We start from the raw sequence: 18,986 nt of genomic DNA, 5'->3' as shown, positions 1-18,986 counted from the left end.
GCGGCAAGGATCAGTGGCGAGAGTCGGGGAAGGTGATCGTCTTCGGGTCGGGTTCGATTCGGCGGGTGGCGCTCAGGTGGTTGTCCGGCGGCAATGGCCTGCGGGGTTCGCGGACGCCTGCGGTGCCACCGCCGCCTTCACGACCTGGTCGACCGCCTCCGGTGGTCACCTTGCCGCCCAACAATCTTCGAATTGCCTGTAGCAGTTTTCTCATGAGATCCAGTGTGCGCGCAGCACGGGCGGTCACCGCTGTGTTCGCGCGCAGCGAAGGACCGATTACAGGCTGAGGGTGGCGCGGAGGCGGGCGTCGAGTGATTCGGATTCGCTGGTTGTCAGTTCGCCGAGTTGCTCGGTGAGCCAGGGGCGGTAGGCGCGGTGTAGTTCGAGGGTGTCGGCCCAGCCGTGTTCGGTGTGCGTGGCCAGGACGTGGCCGGGGTCGGCATCGCGCAGCGGGACGACGTGCAGCCAGCGGTACGGGGAGGTGATCACCGCGGAGTCGGAGACGAGCACGACCGACATGCGTCGCGGCAGCGGGGTGCCGTCGCGCAGTGCCGGGGAGTAACGCCAGACCTCGCCGCGCCTCATGCCGCGCCGCGGTTGCGGCGGGCGTCGGTTTCGGCCGCCTCGGTGACGTTCAGGTCGTCGTAGGCCGCGGCTTGTTCGGCGGCGTCGTCGACGGCCAGCTTGGCCAGGCTGTCGTGCACCAGCGCGGAGCGCAGGGAGGCGTTGATGACTGCGGACAGGCTGCGATTCTGCTGGTCGGCCGCCTGCTTCGCCCATTCGGCCACCTGCGGATCCAGCGTCACGGTCACACGCGTCGCCTTGCTCATACCCTCATGCATACCAGAATGCAGCACATTGTGGAGCGCGTTTTCGGACGGCGAGCAGGGTGGCTTGTCGGCTATCGTCGGACGCGTGGCCAGCAAGGCTGCGGCGTCGGCCATCGAACTGGATGTCGGCGACCGCACGATCCGCATTTCCAACCCGGACCGGGTGTACTTCCCGGAGACCGGCGCGACGAAGCTCGATCTGGTGCAGTACTACCTGAGCGTCGGCGACGGCATCGTCCGCGCGCTGCGCGATCGGCCGTGCATGCTGCACCGCTTCCCGAAGGGCCTGGCCGGGGACAAGGTGCATCAGAAGCGGCTGCCCGCGGGCGCGCCGGACTGGATCAACACGGTCCGCGTCTTCTTTCCCCGCTACAGCCGGCACGCCGACGAGCTCTGTGTGAACGAGCTCGCCGATGTCATCTGGGCGGTGCAGATGTCGACCGTCGAGTTCCATCCGTGGAACTCCCGCGCGGCCGACACCGAGAGCCCCGACGAGTGGCGCATCGATCTGGATCCGATGCCGGACTGCCCGTGGTCGCGGGTGCAGCGGGTGGCCGGGGTCGCGCACGAGGTGCTCGATGAGCTCGGCGCGGTCGGCTGGCCGAAAACGTCCGGCGGCAAGGGTTTACACATCTACGTTCGCATCGCACCCAACTGGGGGTTCAAGGAGGTGCGCCGGGCCGCGCTCGCCTTCGCCCGCGAGGTCGAACGCCGCGCACCCGACGACGTGACCACCACCTGGTGGCGCAAGGATCGCGACCCGAAACTGCTGTTCGTCGACTACAACCAGAACGCCCGTGATCACACTATCGCCGCCGCCTACTCGGTCCGCGGCGTGCCGACCGCCACCGTCTCCACCCCGATCCGCTGGGACGAGATCCCCGACGTCGACCCCCGCAACTTCACCATCAAAACCGTCCCCGCCCGCTTCGCCGAACTAGGCGATCTGCACGAGGGCATCGACGACTCGGTCTTCGAGATCGACCAACTGCTCGAATGGGCCGACCGCGACAAGGTGGACGCCGACCTCGACCAGGAAACCGACCTCGACGAAGACTGACCCACCCCGCTGGGCCGAGCACCCGCGCACCAATTCTCCCGGCGCGCACGAATCAGCCAGCAAAATCACGCGCGCCAGGCAAACTTGTGCGCGCCTTCGAAGGATGCAGCAGTCACACCGGAGCGCTCTCGGCACGTCTTCGTCGGATGCTCGAGCTGGCGCGCACCAATTCTCTCGGCGCGCACGGAATGGCTGGCGAATTCGAGCGCGCGGCGCGAAACGGTGCGCGGCATGGCGGCAAGAGAAGCGCAGGCCGGGGCGGTACTGCGCCGGATGGCGGCGGTGATAACGTCGCTGCGGCGTTGTCACCGGCGCCTTGCGCATCCGCTGTACTGCTCCGAAGGAGGTCTATCCATGAGCCGACCGGCAGTAGCGATAGCGATCGGGCCGACCGACCCGCCTCCCGCACTGTTGGCGAAGGCGGTCACGGACGGCGGCGCGACGGTGGCCGAGCTCCGCGAGGCGCGGGGCTTGATCTGGGTGGGCACTCCCGGACAGTTTCCGAAGGAGTTGCCGGACACGATCGAGTGGGTCCAACTACCCGCCGCGGGCGTGGAGGAATGGTTCAACGCGGGCGTCATCGCCGCCCATCCGAAGGTGCAGTTCACTTCCGCCGCAGGCGCTTTCGCGGCCAGCGTGGCCGAGCACGCGCTGATGCTGCTGCTGGCCGGGGTGCGCTATCTGCCCGAGCAGCTGCGCGCGGCCAGCTGGCGGCAACAGGACTTCATTCCGCACATCGGTTCGTTGCGCGGCAAGACGGTCACCATCGTCGGCGCGGGCGGTATCGGGCGGGCGCTGATTCCCATGCTCACCCCGCTCGGGGCGCACGTGATCGCGGTCAACCGGTCCGGCCGCCCGGTCACCGGACCCGGTATTCCCGACACGGTCGAAACGATCTCCACCGACCACCTCTCCCGGGTGTGGCCACGCACCGACCACGTGGTCGTCGCCGCCCCCGCCACCCCGGCGACCAACCATCTCATCGACGCGGACGTGCTCGCCCGCCTGAAGCCGCACTCGTGGGTCATCAATATCGCTCGCGGCAGTCTGATCGACACCGACGCCTTGGTCACCGCACTCGCCTCCGGCGCCATCGCGGGTGCCGGGCTGGATGTCACCGAGCCAGAGCCGTTGCCGGACGGCCACCCGCTCTGGGTTCTCCCGAACGCCATTGTGACGCCGCATGATTCGAACCCACCGCAGTTGCGGCTCGCCGCTTTCGCCGACCATGCGGGCGCGAACGTCGAACGGTTCGTCACGGGCAAAGACCTTCTGGCGCCTATCGATCCGGACCGAGGCTACTGACCTCTTCGACCAACGGGACACAGCTGCGGCATCGTGCGAGTAGGCACGCCACACGTCCCGTTGATCGCGGTTGACCGGCGACGTACGTATACCTCGCCGAAAAGTACTTATAGATGACTGATTCGGGGCACCCCCCTGCGGCCATAACGTAGTTCCTGTCAGCAAGAACGACAGCGAAACCGCAGATCACAGCCCCGAAGGAGCTCATCATGAACACCATCGTCGCCCAGTACCTGGAAGCCTGGAACACCACCGACGCCGCCGACCGCAAGGCCGCCGTCGCCCGGGTCTTCACCGAGACCGCCGGCTACACCGACCCGCTGATGGCGGTCGCCGGACACGACGCCATCGACGCCGGAATCGCCGCCGCGCAAGCACAATTCCCCGGCTGGACGTTCCGCCTGGCCGGCCCGGTGGACGCCCACCACGACCAGGTCCGGTTCACCTGGGAGCTCGGCCCCGCGGGTGAAGCCGCGGTGATCGTCGGCTTCGACGTGGCCATCGTCGAGGACGGCCGGTTCGCCAACGTGTACGGCTTCCTCGACAAGGTCCCCGCCGCAGCCTGATCAAACCCGCTCCACCCCAAGCTGATTCACCGAAGGAAACTCTGCCATGACCACCACCGCCCCGTCCTACCTGTCCGCCGTCATGACCCCCGGCCCGCAACTGCTCCGCCTGTCGCTCCGCTTGGATGCCGTGGTCACCGGCGTCAACGGCCTGGCCTACCTCGCCCTCGCCAAGCCGCTGGAGTCGCTGCTCGGCCTGGATACCGGGATCGGCATTCCGATCGGGATCTTCCTGACGCTGTACGGCGTGGCGGTGGCGATCATCGGCACCCGGCAGTCGATCAGCACGACCGCCACCCGCGTGGTGATCGCGGGCAACGCCGCCTGGGTCGTGGTCAGCCTCGTCGCCCTCCTCGAAGGCGCACTCGACCTGAATCTGGTGGGTTCGATCTGGACGGTCATGCAGGCGGCCACCGTCGGTGGCTTCGCCGCCCTGCAGTACCTGGGCCTGCGCAAAGCCCGCTGACCGCCGAACCAACCAACGACCGCGGTACCAGCAGACCTGCTGGTACGCGGTCATTTTCGCAGGTCAAGGCCCATCGCGATCAGCCTGCAACAAATGTGCCATTGACAACTGGCACATTCATCACTGATCCTGAACGCATGACAAGGTCAACGAGGACCTCGATCCCCGGGGTGCCCACCGCAGCCTCAATGCGGGCCACCGTGGCCGCGGCGGTCACCCAGGTGGGGTTGCGGCCGCTGAACAACGCGGTGCCGATGAACGCTCCGGGAGTCTGGTTCGCCCGCAAGCTGGTCGCCACCTTCATGGCCGTCGGCGGTCCGGTGCCACGCGGCACCGCCGTCACTCCGGTTCGGTCCGGGGCGGTGCGCGGCGAATGGGTCCGCGCGCCCGGCGTCTCCTTCGGCAAGCGCGCCGTCTACTACATCCACGGCAGTGCTTACGTCATCTGCTCGGCCCGCACCCACCGCGGGTTGGCCGCGCAGTTGTCCCGCAAGACCGGACTCCCGGTGTTCGTCGTCGACTACCGGCTCGCCCCGGAACACCGCTTCCCGGCGGCGGCCGACGACATCGAGGCCGGCTACCGCTGGCTGCTCGACCGCGGGTATGCCGCGAACGACCTGGTGATCGCCGGTGATTCGGCGGGCGGGCATCTCGCGCTCGACCTGCTCATCGAGAACGACCGTCACCGCGTCCCGCAACCGGCGGCCGTGGCGATGTTCTCGCCGCTGTTCGACCTCACCTTGCAGCTGGCCGCCGAACAGGAACGGCAGCACCGCGATCCGCTCATCTCGGCGGCGGCCGCGAGCCGGATGCCCCGCGAGTACACCCTGGGCCTGCCAGATGACCTGCCCCGGCTGCGACTGACCGTGCCGAAGGGTATCCCCTTGCCGCCCATGCTCGTTCAGGTCGGCGGCACCGAAATGCTCAGGGCCGACGCGCGAGCGCTGTGCGAAACGGTGCGCGCCGCGGGCGGCAGCTGCGAACTAGAAGTCTGGCCGGGTCAGGTGCACGTCTTCCAGGCGTTGCCGACCCTGGTGCCCGAAGCCGATCAGGCCCTGACCCGCGCGGCCGAGTTCCTTCGCGCGGCACTGACTGACCGCACTGTCTCCGAGAAGGTGAGCTGACGATGTTCGGACTGGAAAAGCTGCTGCCCCTTGGCAATCGGCCACGGCGCACGCATGGCGCGCGAGCGGTGGTGACCGGCGCGGGCAGCGGCATCGGCCGGGCCTTCGCGCTGGAGATCGCCGATCGCGGCGGGCAGGTGATCTGCGCCGATATCGATGAGGCCCGCGCCGATCAGACCGTCGCGCTGATCGAACGCAAGCATCCCGGCACCGCGCACGCGTTCCGCTGCGATGTGGCGCACCGCGAGGACGTGGAAAACCTTGCGCGCTTTGCCGAATCGCTGTTCGAACGCCCAGTCAGCCTGGTCATCAACAACGCAGGCGTCGGCATCGGCGGAAAGCGGGTCGGCCAGGTCGGTTTCGAGGACTGGGAGTGGGCGCTCGGTATCAACCTGTGGGGCGTGGTGCACGGGTGTGAGGTGTTCACGCCGCAACTGCGTGCCGCGCGCCGTGGCGGGATCATCAATGTCGCCTCCGCCGCCGGGTTCGCCGCCGCGCCGTCGATGGCCGTCTACAACGTGTCGAAGGCCGGCGTGATGTCGCTGTCGGAGACGATGGCGGCCGAGCTGAGCGGCACCGGCGTCGCGGTCACCGTGTTGTGCCCCACCTTCGTGAAAACCAATGTGGCCAAGGACGGCCGGATCACCCAGCAGTCGGCGAGCCTGGCCGACACCCTCATGCGCTGGACCGGCTTCTCGCCGGAATCCGTCGCCCGCACCACCCTCGACGCACACGACCGCGGGCAGCTGTATGTGCTGCCACAACTGGACGCGCACGTGGTCTGGCGGCTCAAGCGCTACTTCCCCGCCCAGTACACCTATGTCCTCGGCCTCCTGGATCGGGTTCTGCCCCAGGACAACTCCCCCGCCACCGACCGCACCTCGGTCACCGACAAGACAGGAGTCTGACATGGCCATCACGATGGACTTCGACGACATGCTCGCCAAGATCAAAGACCGCCAGTGGGCCCTTGCCGATATCGATTGGGACGCACCGGGTGCCGAGACGATCTCGCCCGAGTTGCACGCCAAGCTCAAGCCGTTCATGGCCGATCTGATGTGGATCGAGAACGTCGGCGCGCGCGGCTTCGCCGCGATGGCGAAGAAGGCGCCCACCGAGACGCTGCGCGAGATCTACCGCTACTTCCATGCCGAGGAGCAGCGGCACGCCAATGCCGAACTGGCGCTGATGCGGCGCTGGGGCATGCTCGACGGCGACGAGATCCCGCAGCCGAACGTCAACGTCAAGCTGGTGATCGACTTCCTGGACAAGTACGCCGACGGCATGTCGCTGTCGTTCCTGGGCACCGTCATTCCGATGCTCGAGGTCGCGCTGGACGGCGCGCTGGTCAAGTTCATCATGGACGAGATCCACGACCCGGTCTGCCAGGAGGTCTTCAAGAAGATCAACAATGACGAATCCCGGCATCTGGCCGTCGATTTCGCGGTGATGGATGTGCTCGGTCACGCACAGGTCCGCAAGCTTGCCACCGATCTCGTCGGCGGCTGGCTGAAGCCGTCGCTGATCATCGGCGTGCTGAGCTACGTGCCGCTGCTGAACAAGATGCGCGACAACATCGTCGAGTTGGGTGTCGACGAAGAGAAGCTGTACACGGCGCTCAAGCGCTACGCCAATGTCGGTGAGCGCAGCGAATGGGCACGCAGGCTGCCGATGTATCAGCTGGTGAAGATGCAGGGCGGCTGGGTGATCGACCGCGGCCACCCATATCACCTGTTCGCCGACGCGCTGGTGAAGATCACCGCCAGGGTGCCGAAGGCATTGCTGCGCAAGGACCCGACCTGGGTCAAGGAAGTCACCTACGAGCCGGCGGCATGAGGCAGATGAGCAACACGACACTCGACGTCGCCATCATCGGCGGCGGGTTCGCCGGTATCGGCGCCGCGATTCGCCTGAAACAGAAGGGAATCGACGGCTTCGCCATCTTCGAACGCGGCGACGCGATCGGCGGCACCTGGCGCGACAACACCTATCCCGGTGCGGCATGCGACATTCCGTCGCGGCTGTACTCCTACAGCTTCGCGCCGAACCCGGACTGGTCGCACACCTACTCGGGTAGCAACGAGATCCTCGGCTACATCGAGACGATGGCCACCGAGTTCGGGCTCGGACCGCACTTCCGGTTCGGCCACAACGTGACCGGCATCGTCTTCGACGAGGAAGCCGGGCGGTGGGACATCACGATCGACGGCCAGGGCACCGTGCACGCCCGCGCCGTCGTGCTCGCCTCGGGACCGCTGACCAATGCCAGCTTTCCGAACATCCGAGGCATAGACGAGTACGCCGGACACAAGATCCACAGTGCCCGTTGGGATCACGACTACGACTTCACCGGCAAGAAGGTCGCGGTCGTCGGCACCGGTGCCAGTGCGGTGCAGATCATTCCCGAGCTGGTCGATAAAGCGGCCTCGGTCAAGGTCTTTCAGCGCACGCCGGGCTGGGTGCTGCCCCGGGTCAACCGGCGCACCAACTCGGTGACCAAGGAGATCTACCGCCGGGCACCCGCCGCCGAACAACTGGCTCGGCAAGCCTGGTTCTACGGCCACGAGTCGGTGGCACTCGGCGTCGTCTGGAACACGCCGCTGACCAGGGTCGTCGAACTGGTCGGGAAGGCCCAATTACGCAGGCAGGTCAAGGATCCCTGGCTGCGTCGCCAGCTCACGCCGGACTTCCGGGCGGGCTGCAAGCGGCTGCTGATGACCGACGACTACTACCCAGCCCTGCAGCGAGACAACTGCAAGCTGATCACCTGGCCCATCGCCAAGCTCTCCGAGCGCGGCATCCGCACCGCGGAAGGCGTTGAGCACCAGGCCGATTGCATCGTCTTCGCGACCGGCTTCGATGTGTCCAAGACCGGTCCCCCGATCCCGGTCGTCGGCCGGGACGGTCGGGTGCTGGCCGATGAATGGTCGGGCGGCGCGTACGCCTACAAGAGTGTCGCGGTGTCGGGCTACCCGAACCTGTTCCTCACGTTCGGACCGAACTCGGGGCCGGGCCACAACTCGGCGCTGGTGTACATGGAGGCGCAGATCGACTACGTGGTGAGTGCCGTCGGTACCATCCTGGAGCAGGATCTGCGCGTCCTCGACGTCCGCAAGGACCGGCAGGACCGGTACAACGCGGGCATGCAGCGCAGGCTGACCAGCACCACCTGGAACTCGGGCTGCCGCAGCTGGTATCTCACCGAGGACGGTTTCAACGCGACCATGTACCCGGGGTTCGCCACGCAGTACGTCAATCAGCTGCGGACCGTGGACCTCGCCGACTACACGGTCGTCGCCTCGGACCGAACCGCACGGAAGCCCCGGATCGCGGCGGTTTCCTAGATGACCGGTGCCGGCGGCCTTGGCGATAGACTCGGTCGATCAATGACCGTGCTATTCGGCCGTCGGCAATCCGGCGCCGCGGAGGGCCAGGAGGTGGCATCGATGGAGTACCGAATCGATGACCTCGCGCGCGCCGCGGGCACCACCACCCGCAACGTGCGGGCGTACCAGGAACGCGGCCTGCTGCCTCCGCCTGTCGGCAAGGACGGCCGGGCCAGCATCTACGACAACTCGCACCTGGAGCGGCTGCGGCTGATCGACGCGCTGTTGCAGCGTGGTTTCACCACCGCGCACATCGGCGACTTCATCACCAGCTGGGAAACCGGCAAGGACCTCACCGAGGTGCTCGGCCTGCAGCACGCGGTGACGGAGTCCTGGGCCAAGGACGAAACGTTCGAGATTCCCCGCGAGCTGATCGGCACCATCCTCGGCGCCGAGGCCGACGAACTCGTCGACCGCCTGCGCGAGATGAAACTGGTCCGGCTGGAAGGTGACACCGTGGTGTTCACCGATACCCAGCTGCTCACCTCGTTCGCCGAATTGCACGAGTACGGCCTGGAACTGCGCACCCTCATCGAGATCTACGCCAAGGTCGCCGACCGCATCGACGACATCACCCACATCATGATCACCGCCGCCAAACAGCACATCATCGATGAACACGGCCCCGGCTGGCTCCCCGACACCAGCAGCGAAATCGCCGACACCACAACAATGTTGAACAAGATGCGCGAACTGGCCGTCGCCTCGGTGCACTCCACCCTCGCCCGCTCGCTCGACGGCACCCTGCGCAACGAACTAGGCGACTACCTCGCCACCGCCGCCGAACGCGAACGCGCCCGGACGGATTCGCGCCCCGACTCCTAGGCGTTGCGGGCTGGTTGAACCCGGACCGGATCGTGCTTGTCGGCGAAAGCCAGCAAGCGGGGAATCACCTTCTCCGGAATCACCCACAGCATGTCGTGCCCCACGCCGGGATAGTTCTCGATGTCGGCCGAGGGAATATGCCGCCGGACCCGGCTCGCCGCCTGTTCAGGATCGTGCAGAACCGTGTCGGCCCCGAAGAGAACCAGGAGCGGCGCGGTGACGGCAGCAAGCCGCTCGTCGGTGAATGGGCGCGGCAACGGCAGCGCGAGCCGGAACTTCAAGCCCGCCAACACCATTGCCCACTCCTCGTCGGTAGTCCGGATACCCGGGGAGACCCACGCGTTGAGCTTCTCCATCTTCGCTCTGGTGGGCCGGATACCGGCAACGATGAATTTGAGCAGCAAACCCCAGCGCAGCCTGGCGAAGATGGCCGGGGTCGGTTCCAGCAGGCTCAGGCTCGCCAGCCGCTCGGAGTGATAGGCCCCGGCCACGGCCGCTATCCACGCGCCGAGGGAGTAGCCCGCGAGGTGTACGCGATCCACACCTAGTCCAGTGATCACCTCGGCTACCCACTTGGCGACATCGGCCTCGTTACGCACGGGCGCAGTCTGCACACAGCGTCCCGCCCACCCGATGACATCGGGGGTGTAGACGACGCGATCGCGAGCCAGGTCCTCGATGAACGGAATCCAGAACAGGCCGTTGCCCGATATTCCCGGCAGCAGCAGCAACGGTGCGCCCGCCCCTGCTCCCGACTTACGCACTCGTGTTGTCCCGAAAGATGTTTCGACGTCGATGTCCGTCGATGGCACCGGCCAACGCGCCGCGATTGCTTCGTAGGCCCGCTGGTAATCGGCCTCCACCTGATCGCTGGTGAACCGTCCGATCTTCGGCATGATCTCCCCTTCCCTCTTGATGGTATCAACGTACCATATAAATGATATGTACATATCAGCAAAGGCCGTGCATCGCACGGTTCAGCCGCGGGAGCGACGAGCGAAGAGTGCTGCGGCGCAGGCGTATCCGAGGACGGCAAGACCGACCGACCAGACCACCGCGAGGGCCGCGCTGTTCCCCGAATCGGATCCGTTGAGTAGTGCGCGGAGGGTATCGATCACCGGGGTCGCGGGCTGGTGTTCGGCGAAGCCGCGTAGCCAGGAGGGCATGGATGCGGTGGGTACGAAGGCGCTGCTGATGTAGGGGATGAACATGATGGCGTAGGTGAATCCGCCTGCGGCTTCGGGGTTTTGCGCCAGCAGGCCTAGCGCGACCGCTATCCAGGTGATCGCGTGGACGAAGAGGACGATTATCGCGAATGTGCCCAGCCACGCGAAAAGGCCTGCGGTGGGGCGGAATCCCAGGAGGACGCCGACTATGAGCACGATGGCGACGGCGATCATGTTGCGGGTGACGCCTTCGCCCACGTGCCCGGCCAGTAGCGCTTGGCGGAAGATCGGCAAGGTGCGGAAGCGGTCGACGGCGCCGGTGCGCAGGTCGGTTGCTACGGCGGTCGCGGTGATCGATGCGCCGAATCCGGTGCACAGCAGGATGATTCCGGGGATCACGTAGTCGATGTACGGCCCGTCCACTTGGATCGCGCCGCCGAATACGTAGACGAACAGCAGCATGATCAGCACCGGCAGCAGCATCGAGATCAGCAGGGTGTCGCGGCTGCGCAGTGTGTGCCGCACCGCGCGGCGGAACATGACGGCGGAATCGGTGCAAGCCATGGTCAGCCCGCTCATGCCACCGCCGTGATTCGATCAACACGGCTGCTCACCCGGCGGCTGCCTCAACGATGTCGGCGGTGCGCGGCGTCGCGTCGGCATGCGATTGCAGCTCTCTCGCAAGGGCTTTCGCGCGCTGCGCGGTTCCCTGCTCGAGCAGCGTCCGCACACCCGCTTCCAGCCGGTCGCGGTCGAGTTTGCGGAAGCTCAAGTGCGCGCCGACGCCGAGACGTTCGATCTGGGCGCCCCACATCGGCTGGTCGAACGACACGGAACAGACCAGGGTGGGCAGCCCGGCGCGCAGGCCTTCGAAGGTGGTGCCGATGCCGCCGTGGTGGACCGCGGCGGCGCACACCGGGAAGACGATGTCGTGAGCGAGCGGCCCGACGACCTTGACCCGCGAGCCAGTCTCCGCGTCGGCGGCGGCCAAATCGCTCCAGCCCGCACTCACCAACCCGCGGATGCCGAGGCTCTCGCACACCTCCTCGACGATGGCGAGCACGGCATGGGTGTCGCGGATGGGCATGCTGCCGAAGCCGAAGTACACCGGCGGCTCACCCTCCGCGATCCAGGCGATCACCTCACCATGATCGGCGGCCAGCTCGCCCAGGGCCTCTCGCGCAGTCCGTTCCAACGGCAGGAAGCCGACGAGCGGCCGACGCTCACCCCACTCCTCTGCCAGGCCGGGCACCAGGACGGGGTCATAGATCTGCACCTCGGGCACGCCCTTGCGTTCGAGCACGGCGGCCGGGCTGGCGGTCGAACGAGGCAGGCCGAGTTCCCTACGGAGCTGGTTGAGGTACTTCATGAACACGATGCGGCGCAGATTCTCGGCCAGTAGCCAGGTGGCCTGGTTGACCACACCCGGCGGCTGCCAGTCCGACGGCAGCGCGCCCGGGAACGGATACGCCGCGTTCTTCCGGCACGGGAATCCGTGCAGCGAGACCAGCGGCACCCGCATCGCCTCGGCGACCGACGCGGCCCGATCCTCGGTGAGCATCGTCGACACGATGATGTCGGCCCCCGCGCAGACGTCGATCACCTCGCGGTTCATCTGCTCGGCGTAGTCGGCCATCTGCTTGCCGACCAGTTGCATCAGCCGGAAACTGCTGCCCGCGGCCAGCGCTTTCTGGCCTTCGTCGGAGGAGTAGAGCTGTTGTACGTCCGGCCCGCAGCTGACGGCGGACAGGCCGGCGCGGGTGGCGAAGTCGACCAAGTTCGGCGGTGCGCCCAGTAAGACGTCGTGACCGCGCCTGCGTAGCTCGAGCCCGAGCGCCACCGCCGGTTGCACGTCGCCTCGGGTGCCCGTCAACGGGATCGCCACTCTCATGCCAGCTCCTGTACTCGGCGGGCCGCCCCCGCACTCGTCGCGCCGCACGTCGGCGACTCGTCGTTCTTCCAGCATGCGCGTGGTGCACATGTCCGTACCGTGGTCCCATGCACGTCGCGCTGTTCACCGACTTCCATCCCGCGACCCTCGGCGGGATCCAGACCTCGGTACATGCCCAGCGTCGCGGGCTCGAGCGGCTCGGCCACCGCGTCACCGTGTTCACCGCGCCCACGCCGGAATCTACCGAACCCGAGCCGGACATTGTGGTCCTTTCCGCACTCGGCGGGGTCGTCGTGAACGGTTTCGCCATGGTGTTGCCGACTCGGGCGAACAACCGATTGATCGATGCGTCCTTCGCCGAGCGCGGGCCGATCGACGTCGTGCACACGCAAACCACCTACGGCGTGGCCATCGCCGGACTCCGCGCGGCGCGGCGCCACGGCATCCCTGTCGTCCACACCGTGCACAGTCGTGACGACGTCTTCATCGCCAACACCTCCCCCGCGCCGTACCTTTCCGCGCTGACCATGCGCGCCCTGCACGGTCGCTTCGTTTCTCATCGCGAACAGATGCCGCGCAACAACGAATCCCGAGCGGCGCGACACGCCTGGCGCACGATGGTCGCCCAGGCTCAGGCCGCCGATCGGGTGATCGTGCCGACCAACCACTTCGCCGAGCGCATCCTGGCGCACGGACTGGATCGGCCACTTCAGGTGATCTCCAACGGGATCGATGACGAACTGCTCGACGAAGCGCAGCTGCCCGAACCGAGTGCGACCCGAAACGGCCCACTGCGAATCCTCTGGTGCGCCAGGCTGTCCGGGGAGAAGCGGCTGCTCGAAGCCATCGAGGCGGTGCGGCGCGTCGAGAACTGCACGTTCGATATCTACGGCACCGGTGACCTGCAACAGCGAGCGCAGGAGGCGATCGAGTCAGGCGGACTGGGCGACCGCGTTCGACTGCACGGCGCGGTCAGCCAGGCGGACTGTCTCGCCGCGATGGCGACGCACGATGTATTGCTCTTCCCCTCTTCAGGTTTCGACACCCAGGGCATGGCGCTGCTGGAAGCGGTGGCGATGCGGCTGCCCGTCGTCTACTGCGATCCAGATCTGGGCGAGACCGTGCCCGAAGGCGGCGGTATCTGCACACGTGACCCGTCGGTGATAGCAATCGCCGATTCGTTGCGCGAACTCGCCGCGCACCCACAACAATTGGCGCCGATGCGCAAGATCCTCACCGACCGGGCCGATTCCGCGCGGCAGTCACGCCTGACCGAAACGATCCTCTCCATCTACGCCGACCTAGTCGGAGGTACGAAACCCGCTATGCCGCAGTCTGTTCCGAACGTACCCACCGCACCCGGGCGACTACCCCTGCTGGGCCACAGCGTGGTTGCGCTGCGTGACGGCCTGAAGTTCGTCACCTCGCTGGCCGAGGTCGGCCCGATCGTGCGGATCTATCTCGGGCCGCGACCGACCTATGTGCTCACCACCCCGGACCTCATTCGCGAGCTGAGTTTCGGTGAGGCAGGCGAATTCCACCGCGAGGAGCTGCGCGACGCGATCCAGGAGGTCATTCGCGGCGCGTCCAATGTGCTCAGCGGCAAGCCGCACGAGCTGCGCCGCCGGATGATCGCGCCCGCGCTGCGGCAGCGCCGATTGAACGAATACGCCGTGGTCGCCGCCGATCTCGCGAACGCATGGTCGAAATCGCTTCGGCCGGACCGGCCGCTGAACCTGGTCGACGAGGCGCACCGGCTCGTCCTCGACACGATCTCCTCGACCCTGTTCACCGCCGAATTCGGCGCGGACGCGAAACGGGAAGTCCAGCAGAACATCCCGTGGCTGCTCGGCCAGGTGATCCAGCGTGCCGCGTTGCCGCCGCCGGTGCGCCGCCTGCGCGTCATCGCCAACCGCCGGTTCACCACCAAGTCCCGTCGGTTGCGCGCCGAGATCGGTGCCGTGGTCGCCGAATACCGCCGTGCCGACCGCGATTTCCACGATGTGCTCTCCGCGCTGGTGCGCCACCGCGACCCGGAGACCGGCATCCGGCTGTCCGACGAGGAGATCATCGACGAGCTGCTGCTGATGCTCGCCGCCGGCGTCGGCTCGACCGCGTCCATCCTCGGCTGGGTGTGGCACGAGATCATGCGCAATCCGGTCATCGCCACCGAATTGCGCCGCGAGCTGGACGATTTCGTCGGCGACGGCCCGGTCATTCCCGATCACGTCGCGGAGCTGCCCTATCTGCGGCTGGTCGTGCTGGAAACGCTGCGGTTCTGGGGGCCATGGGTCAGCACGCACACCGCGGACGGTCCCGTCACGCTAGGCGGCACCACCCTTCCCGACGGTGCCATGGTCGTGTACAGCCCGTACATGATCCACCACAACGCGCACTACTACCCGGAGCCGGAAACCTTCGACCCCGATCGCTGGTTCCCCGGCCGGGTCGAGGAGATCGACAAGAAGGCGATCCTGCCGTTCGGCGTCGGCAACAGGCATTGTCCAGGCAACAACTTCGCCCTGCTGACCATCACGCTCGCCACCGCCGCGCTCTTCTCCCGGTGGCAGCCGGTCGCCGACCCCGGCTACCAGGTGAAACCGTCGAACCGCGATTTCGTCGCCGCCCCGTCTCGGCTGCCGGTGGTGCTCCAGGCCCGACACCAAGCACGCGAGTGAAGGGTCGTAGCCGATGAATTCTGCGTCGCCGGATCGTCAGCACAGGTATGGACACCAAGAATCTCGCTGACCTCTACTCGTTGCCGGAGCTGGATTGGGCAAACGTCCAGAAGACTCTCGACGCGAACATCCCCCAGGCCCCCGGCACCGGCGGCCCGAATCGGCACACCTACTGGCTGACCACGATCAACCCGGACGGCAGTCCGCACATGACGGCGCTCGGCGCGCTGTGGCTCGACGGCGCGTTCTGGTTCACCACCGGTGCGCGATCCCGCAAGGGCCGCAACCTCGCCCGCGATCCGCGCTGCGCGATCAGCATCTCCACCAACGACTTCGACCTCACCGTCAACGGCACCGCGGAGCAGGTCACCGATCCGAAGGCGGTGGCGGAGATCGCCGCGCGCTACGCCGCGGACGGCTGGCCCGCCAAGGCCGACGACACCGGCCAGGCGCTCACCGCCGAATACAGCGCCCCGTCCGCGGGACCGCCGCCCTGGCACGTCTACCGCATCACCGCGAGCACCGCGATGGCACTCGGCACGGTGGAGCCCGGCGGCGCGACCCGCTGGCGTTTCTGAGCGGACATCGGCCGCCGGTTCGGCACACAACGCGCACCAGGCCCGTACCCTGCTGGGTGGCGCAAAGTGCCGACCGTCGAGCGGATGGGAGTCGCCCCGTGGCATCCGACCACCCGAGAATGCCGCCGCAAGGGATGGTCCGCGCGATCGAGCTGGTGCGCAACGGTTTATCCGTCGCCTACCGCAAGCTGGTCCCGGGGCATCTGGCCGTGATGGAGTTGCTCGGCGCCGGGTGGTTGACGCAGGCGATCCATGCCGCCGCCGAACTCGGTGTCGCCGACGCGCTGGCCGACGGTCCGCGCAGCGGTGCCGAGCTGGCACGGACGGTCGGGGCCGACGAGGACGCGTTGCATCGGCTGCTGCGCCTGCTCATCGGGCACGGCATCTTCACCAGGCGCCGGGACGGCCGGTACGCGCTCACGCCGATGGCGCGGGCGCTGCGGCGCGACGTCGACGTCTCGCTGCGCGACGCCGCCTTGTTCTTCGGCTCCCCGATCCACCGGGACAACTGGTCACATCTGGCCGACGCGGTGCGCACCGGCAAGCCGGTCGGTGCAGCGCTACACGGCATGTCGTTCTTCGAGCACGCGCGGACCGACCGGACGCTCGGCACGCTGTTCGACAACGCGATGACCAGCATCGGCAGCCTCGGCCTCGCCCCGCTGCTCGCGGCATACGACTTCGCCCGCTACGAGACCCTCGTCGATGTCGGCGGTGGCGAAGGCACGATGCTCGCCGAAATACTTTCTCGTGCACCGCAATCCAAGGGGATCCTGTTCGAACTGCCGGAGGTTGCCGATGCGGCGACCAACCGGCTGGCCGATCTCGGACTGGCCGACCGCTGCACGGTCGAGCGCGGATCGTTCTTCGACACGGTCCCGCACGGCGGAGATGCCTACATCCTCAAACACATCCTGCACGACTGGCCGGAGGACGACGCGGGCCGAATCCTCGCGACGGTCCGCGCGGCGATGAAACCCGATGCCCGCCTGCTGATCATCGAACTCGTCGTCCCGGAGAATGCCCGCGCGCACCCCGGCAAGTTGATCGATCTCGAGATGCTGGTGAACACCGGCGGTCGCGAACGAACCGCCGACGAATACCGAAAGTTCCTGGCGCGCTCCGGATTCAAGCTGAACCGGGTGATCCCGACGGTCTCGCCGGACAACATTCTCGAGGCCGAGCCCGCCTAAGGCGTCAGCACCCCGGCGATGACCGTGGTCACGACCCGGCTGACAGCTTCGGCCGCCGGCGGGGTGCCTTTGCGGTCGGCGAACAGCAGATGCCCGGCGCCGATCAGCGTGGGAGCCAACACATCTACGTCGGCTGTCGCCACGACGCGACCCTGTTCGCGCTCGGCGTCGAGGTAGGACGCGATCATCGCCGTGGCCTCCGCCAACAGCGGAACGCCGGTCGGCCTGGTCCGACGCAGCCTGGCGCGCAACTCATCTCGGAAGGTGACCAGGCTGACGATCGCCACCGCGACCGAGCCGAACACGTCCGTCAGCGCGCCGCTGAGATTGCCGACGACGCTGCCGGTTCCCGCGGACGCGCGCAGTGCGGCGGACTGGTGGTCGATCCGCGCGATGCGGTCGAGCACGAGTTCGGCGAGGAAGGCGTCGAAGTCGGCGAAGTGCCGGTGCAGCACGCCCTTGGCACAACCCGCCTCGGTGGTGACCGCCCGGCTGGTCAGCGCGCTCGGCCCGTCCTGCAACAGGATGCGCTCGGCCGCGTCGAACAGCTGCTCGCGCACGTCGCGCATGGCCACTCCGGTTGGCACCGTGTAGTTCTCCTTTGCCTGGTCGAGCCCGCATCGGTTGAAGAGTGGGCATGTGCCCACTTATAGTGGGCACATGCCCACTATACCGTCGGAGCAACCGTCGGCTCCGCAACAACAATCCCATCAGGCCCGCGCTATGGCGGAGTCGTTCGGCGTGGACGCTGAGCGCTACGACCGCTCCCGACCCCGGTATCCCGAGGCGATGGTGCAGTCGATCGTCGCGGCCAGTCCGGGACGCGATGTTCTCGACGTCGGCATCGGTACCGGCATCGTCGCCCGGCAGTTCCGAGCGGCGGGCTGCAAGATACTCGGTGTCGAACCCGACGAACGCATGGCCGACTTCGCGCGACGCGACGGCACCGAGGTCGAGGTGTCCACCTTGGAAACCTGGGATCCGGCAGGCCGGACCTTCGACCTCGTCGTTGCCGGGCAGGCATGGCACTGGGTGGATCCCGTTGTCGGCGCGGCCAAGGCGGCCGAGGTGCTGCGACCCGGTGGCAGGCTGGCCTTGTTCTGGAACGTAGGGCAGCCACCGCCCGAACTCGTGGAAGCTTTCGCGGAGGTATATCGCCGACTGCTCCCCGACTCCCCGCTCACCCGCGGGCTCGCGGCCTCCGCGGTGGCGATCTACCTGGCGGGGTGCGAGAAGGCCGCCGACGGACTCCGCGAGTCGGGCGGCTTCGGCGAGCCTGAACAGCAGCAATTCCATTGGGAGCAGCGATACACCCGCGACGAGTGGCTGGAGTTCTCGGCCACCACCGGCATCACCACACAACTCCCGCAGGCGGTGCTGGACGAGGTGCTCGGCGACCTCGGTGCGGCCATCGACGAAATGGGCGGAAGCTTCACCGCGCAGTACACCGCGGTGATGGTCACGGCGGTACGAGTCGCTACCTGACCCCGGCCCTCGATTGCCGGATATCCTTGTGGTGACACGCTTCCGGAAGGTGCAGCTCATAGCCGCGATCGATGCCTAACGGCTAGGTGGGTGATACGAAGGCGCGGGTGGTGATGCCGAGGGCGCTGCTTGTCACGCAGGAGGCGCGCATCGGCTGGCCGACCGTGGTCGATACGGAATCGGTGCCGGAGTAGGGGCCGAAGATCGGGCCGCCGGGTGTGGCCGGGGCGCTGATGCCGAGGCATTCGACCTCCAGCACGGAGGATCCGTAGCCCTCGTGGCAGAGTGCGACGGCGTCGGTCAGTCCCCGGTCGACGAAACAACCACCGGGGTCGGCCGCCGCTCGATCGGCTCTGCCGACCACTAGGCCGCAGGCGAGCACGACCAGGCAGCCACCTCCGACAATTCGTCGCAGCACGATGCTCACATGAAT

General features: G+C 67.3%; 22 protein-coding genes. 13 read left to right on the top strand and 9 right to left on the bottom strand.

Features of this window, described 5'->3' with window-relative positions:
- Positions 1–10: 10 nt before the first annotated feature.
- The 3 genes from ACQPW1_RS12730 to ACQPW1_RS12720 form a co-directional block, all read right to left on the bottom strand.
- Complete coding sequence (locus ACQPW1_RS12730) at positions 11–214, bottom strand: hypothetical protein (RefSeq protein WP_433662923.1); 204 nt, start codon at positions 212–214, stop codon at positions 11–13.
- 62 nt (positions 215–276) lie between these two features.
- Positions 277–585, bottom strand: coding sequence for a hypothetical protein (locus tag ACQPW1_RS12725; RefSeq protein ID WP_223885149.1), 309 nt, complete (start codon positions 583–585; stop codon positions 277–279).
- Positions 582–830 carry a DUF6364 family protein gene (locus ACQPW1_RS12720; RefSeq protein WP_433662922.1) on the bottom strand — a complete coding sequence of 83 codons (249 nt, stop codon included), beginning with the start codon at positions 828–830 and terminating at the stop codon, positions 582–584. Before ACQPW1_RS12720 ends, ACQPW1_RS12725 begins: the two co-directional genes overlap by 4 nt.
- 85 nt (positions 831–915) lie before the next feature.
- On the opposite strand from ACQPW1_RS12720, the gene ligD reads away from it, so the two are divergent.
- A complete protein-coding gene (gene ligD / locus ACQPW1_RS12715; RefSeq protein WP_433662921.1) occupies positions 916–1,890 on the top strand; it encodes a non-homologous end-joining DNA ligase in 975 nt (324 codons plus the stop codon).
- A 65-nt stretch (positions 1,891–1,955) separates the two neighbouring features.
- On the opposite strand, the gene ACQPW1_RS12710 is transcribed toward ligD, so the two are convergent.
- Entirely contained in the window at positions 1,956–2,123 is a 168-nt protein-coding gene (locus ACQPW1_RS12710) for a hypothetical protein (protein WP_433662920.1), read from the bottom strand.
- A gap of 121 nt (positions 2,124–2,244) precedes the next feature.
- Between ACQPW1_RS12710 and ACQPW1_RS12705 the strand changes: the two genes are divergently transcribed.
- The 8 genes from ACQPW1_RS12705 to ACQPW1_RS12670 all read left to right on the top strand — a co-directional run bounded on the left by ACQPW1_RS12705 (position 2,245) and on the right by ACQPW1_RS12670 (position 9,562).
- Positions 2,245–3,195, top strand: a complete 951-nt coding sequence (locus ACQPW1_RS12705; protein WP_433662919.1) for a D-isomer specific 2-hydroxyacid dehydrogenase family protein — start codon at positions 2,245–2,247, stop codon at positions 3,193–3,195.
- Between the two features lie 209 nt (positions 3,196–3,404).
- On the top strand, positions 3,405–3,761 hold the full coding sequence (locus tag ACQPW1_RS12700; RefSeq protein ID WP_433662918.1) for a nuclear transport factor 2 family protein: 357 nt from the start codon (positions 3,405–3,407) through the stop codon (positions 3,759–3,761).
- Positions 3,762–3,807: 46 nt separating this feature from the next.
- A complete protein-coding gene (locus tag ACQPW1_RS12695; RefSeq protein ID WP_433662917.1) occupies positions 3,808–4,227 on the top strand; it encodes a hypothetical protein in 420 nt (139 codons plus the stop codon).
- A 137-nt stretch (positions 4,228–4,364) separates the two neighbouring features.
- A complete protein-coding gene (locus tag ACQPW1_RS12690; protein ID WP_433662916.1) occupies positions 4,365–5,351 on the top strand; it encodes an alpha/beta hydrolase in 987 nt (328 codons plus the stop codon).
- A gap of 2 nt (positions 5,352–5,353) precedes the next feature.
- A complete protein-coding gene (locus tag ACQPW1_RS12685) occupies positions 5,354–6,259 on the top strand; it encodes an SDR family NAD(P)-dependent oxidoreductase (RefSeq protein WP_433662915.1) in 906 nt (301 codons plus the stop codon).
- Positions 6,260–6,266: 7 nt separating this feature from the next.
- Positions 6,267–7,187: a ferritin-like domain-containing protein gene (locus ACQPW1_RS12680; protein ID WP_433665217.1), complete on the top strand. Its 921-nt coding sequence runs from the start codon at positions 6,267–6,269 to the stop codon at positions 7,185–7,187.
- 5 nt (positions 7,188–7,192) lie between these two features.
- Entirely contained in the window at positions 7,193–8,695 is a 1,503-nt protein-coding gene (locus ACQPW1_RS12675; RefSeq protein ID WP_433662914.1) for a flavin-containing monooxygenase, read from the top strand.
- A 42-nt stretch (positions 8,696–8,737) separates the two neighbouring features.
- A complete protein-coding gene (locus ACQPW1_RS12670) occupies positions 8,738–9,562 on the top strand; it encodes a MerR family transcriptional regulator (RefSeq protein WP_433662913.1) in 825 nt (274 codons plus the stop codon).
- Here ACQPW1_RS12670 and ACQPW1_RS12665 read toward each other — a convergent pair.
- From ACQPW1_RS12665 to ACQPW1_RS12655, 3 genes are all read right to left on the bottom strand, one after another.
- On the bottom strand, positions 9,559–10,458 hold the full coding sequence (locus tag ACQPW1_RS12665) for an alpha/beta fold hydrolase (protein ID WP_433662912.1): 900 nt from the start codon (positions 10,456–10,458) through the stop codon (positions 9,559–9,561). The two genes, ACQPW1_RS12670 and ACQPW1_RS12665, sit on opposite strands and share 4 nt — an antisense overlap.
- 81 nt (positions 10,459–10,539) lie before the next feature.
- On the bottom strand, positions 10,540–11,307 hold the full coding sequence (locus ACQPW1_RS12660) for an ABC transporter permease (protein ID WP_433662911.1): 768 nt from the start codon (positions 11,305–11,307) through the stop codon (positions 10,540–10,542).
- A 31-nt stretch (positions 11,308–11,338) separates the two neighbouring features.
- Entirely contained in the window at positions 11,339–12,619 is a 1,281-nt protein-coding gene (locus ACQPW1_RS12655) for a glycosyltransferase (RefSeq protein ID WP_433662910.1), read from the bottom strand.
- Positions 12,620–12,726: 107 nt separating this feature from the next.
- On the opposite strand from ACQPW1_RS12655, the gene ACQPW1_RS12650 reads away from it, so the two are divergent.
- The 3 genes from ACQPW1_RS12650 to ACQPW1_RS12640 all read left to right on the top strand — a co-directional run bounded on the left by ACQPW1_RS12650 (position 12,727) and on the right by ACQPW1_RS12640 (position 17,068).
- Positions 12,727–15,297 (top strand): cytochrome P450, encoded by a 2,571-nt coding sequence (locus ACQPW1_RS12650; protein WP_433662909.1) that lies wholly within the window; start codon positions 12,727–12,729, stop codon positions 15,295–15,297.
- Positions 15,298–15,344: 47 nt separating this feature from the next.
- Positions 15,345–15,875: a pyridoxamine 5'-phosphate oxidase family protein gene (locus ACQPW1_RS12645; RefSeq protein WP_433662908.1), complete on the top strand. Its 531-nt coding sequence runs from the start codon at positions 15,345–15,347 to the stop codon at positions 15,873–15,875.
- 98 nt (positions 15,876–15,973) lie between these two features.
- A complete protein-coding gene (locus ACQPW1_RS12640) occupies positions 15,974–17,068 on the top strand; it encodes a methyltransferase (protein WP_433662907.1) in 1,095 nt (364 codons plus the stop codon).
- Here ACQPW1_RS12640 and ACQPW1_RS12635 read toward each other — a convergent pair.
- Positions 17,065–17,655, bottom strand: coding sequence for a TetR/AcrR family transcriptional regulator (locus ACQPW1_RS12635; protein WP_433662906.1), 591 nt, complete (start codon positions 17,653–17,655; stop codon positions 17,065–17,067). The genes ACQPW1_RS12640 and ACQPW1_RS12635 overlap by 4 nt on opposite strands.
- Before the next feature lie 73 nt (positions 17,656–17,728).
- On the opposite strand from ACQPW1_RS12635, the gene ACQPW1_RS12630 reads away from it, so the two are divergent.
- Positions 17,729–18,553 (top strand): class I SAM-dependent methyltransferase, encoded by an 825-nt coding sequence (locus tag ACQPW1_RS12630; protein WP_433662905.1) that lies wholly within the window; start codon positions 17,729–17,731, stop codon positions 18,551–18,553.
- Positions 18,554–18,635: 82 nt separating this feature from the next.
- On the opposite strand, the gene ACQPW1_RS12625 is transcribed toward ACQPW1_RS12630, so the two are convergent.
- Complete coding sequence (locus ACQPW1_RS12625) at positions 18,636–18,980, bottom strand: hypothetical protein (RefSeq protein ID WP_433662904.1); 345 nt, start codon at positions 18,978–18,980, stop codon at positions 18,636–18,638.
- Positions 18,981–18,986: the final 6 nt, after the last annotated feature.

Source organism: Nocardia sp. CA-128927, from assembly GCF_050955855.1.
In the GTDB taxonomy this organism is placed as follows: Bacteria; Actinomycetota; Actinomycetes; order Mycobacteriales; family Mycobacteriaceae; genus Nocardia.
Note: the sequence above shows the minus strand (reverse complement) of the source record. Positions and strands in the feature narration are given on the sequence as shown.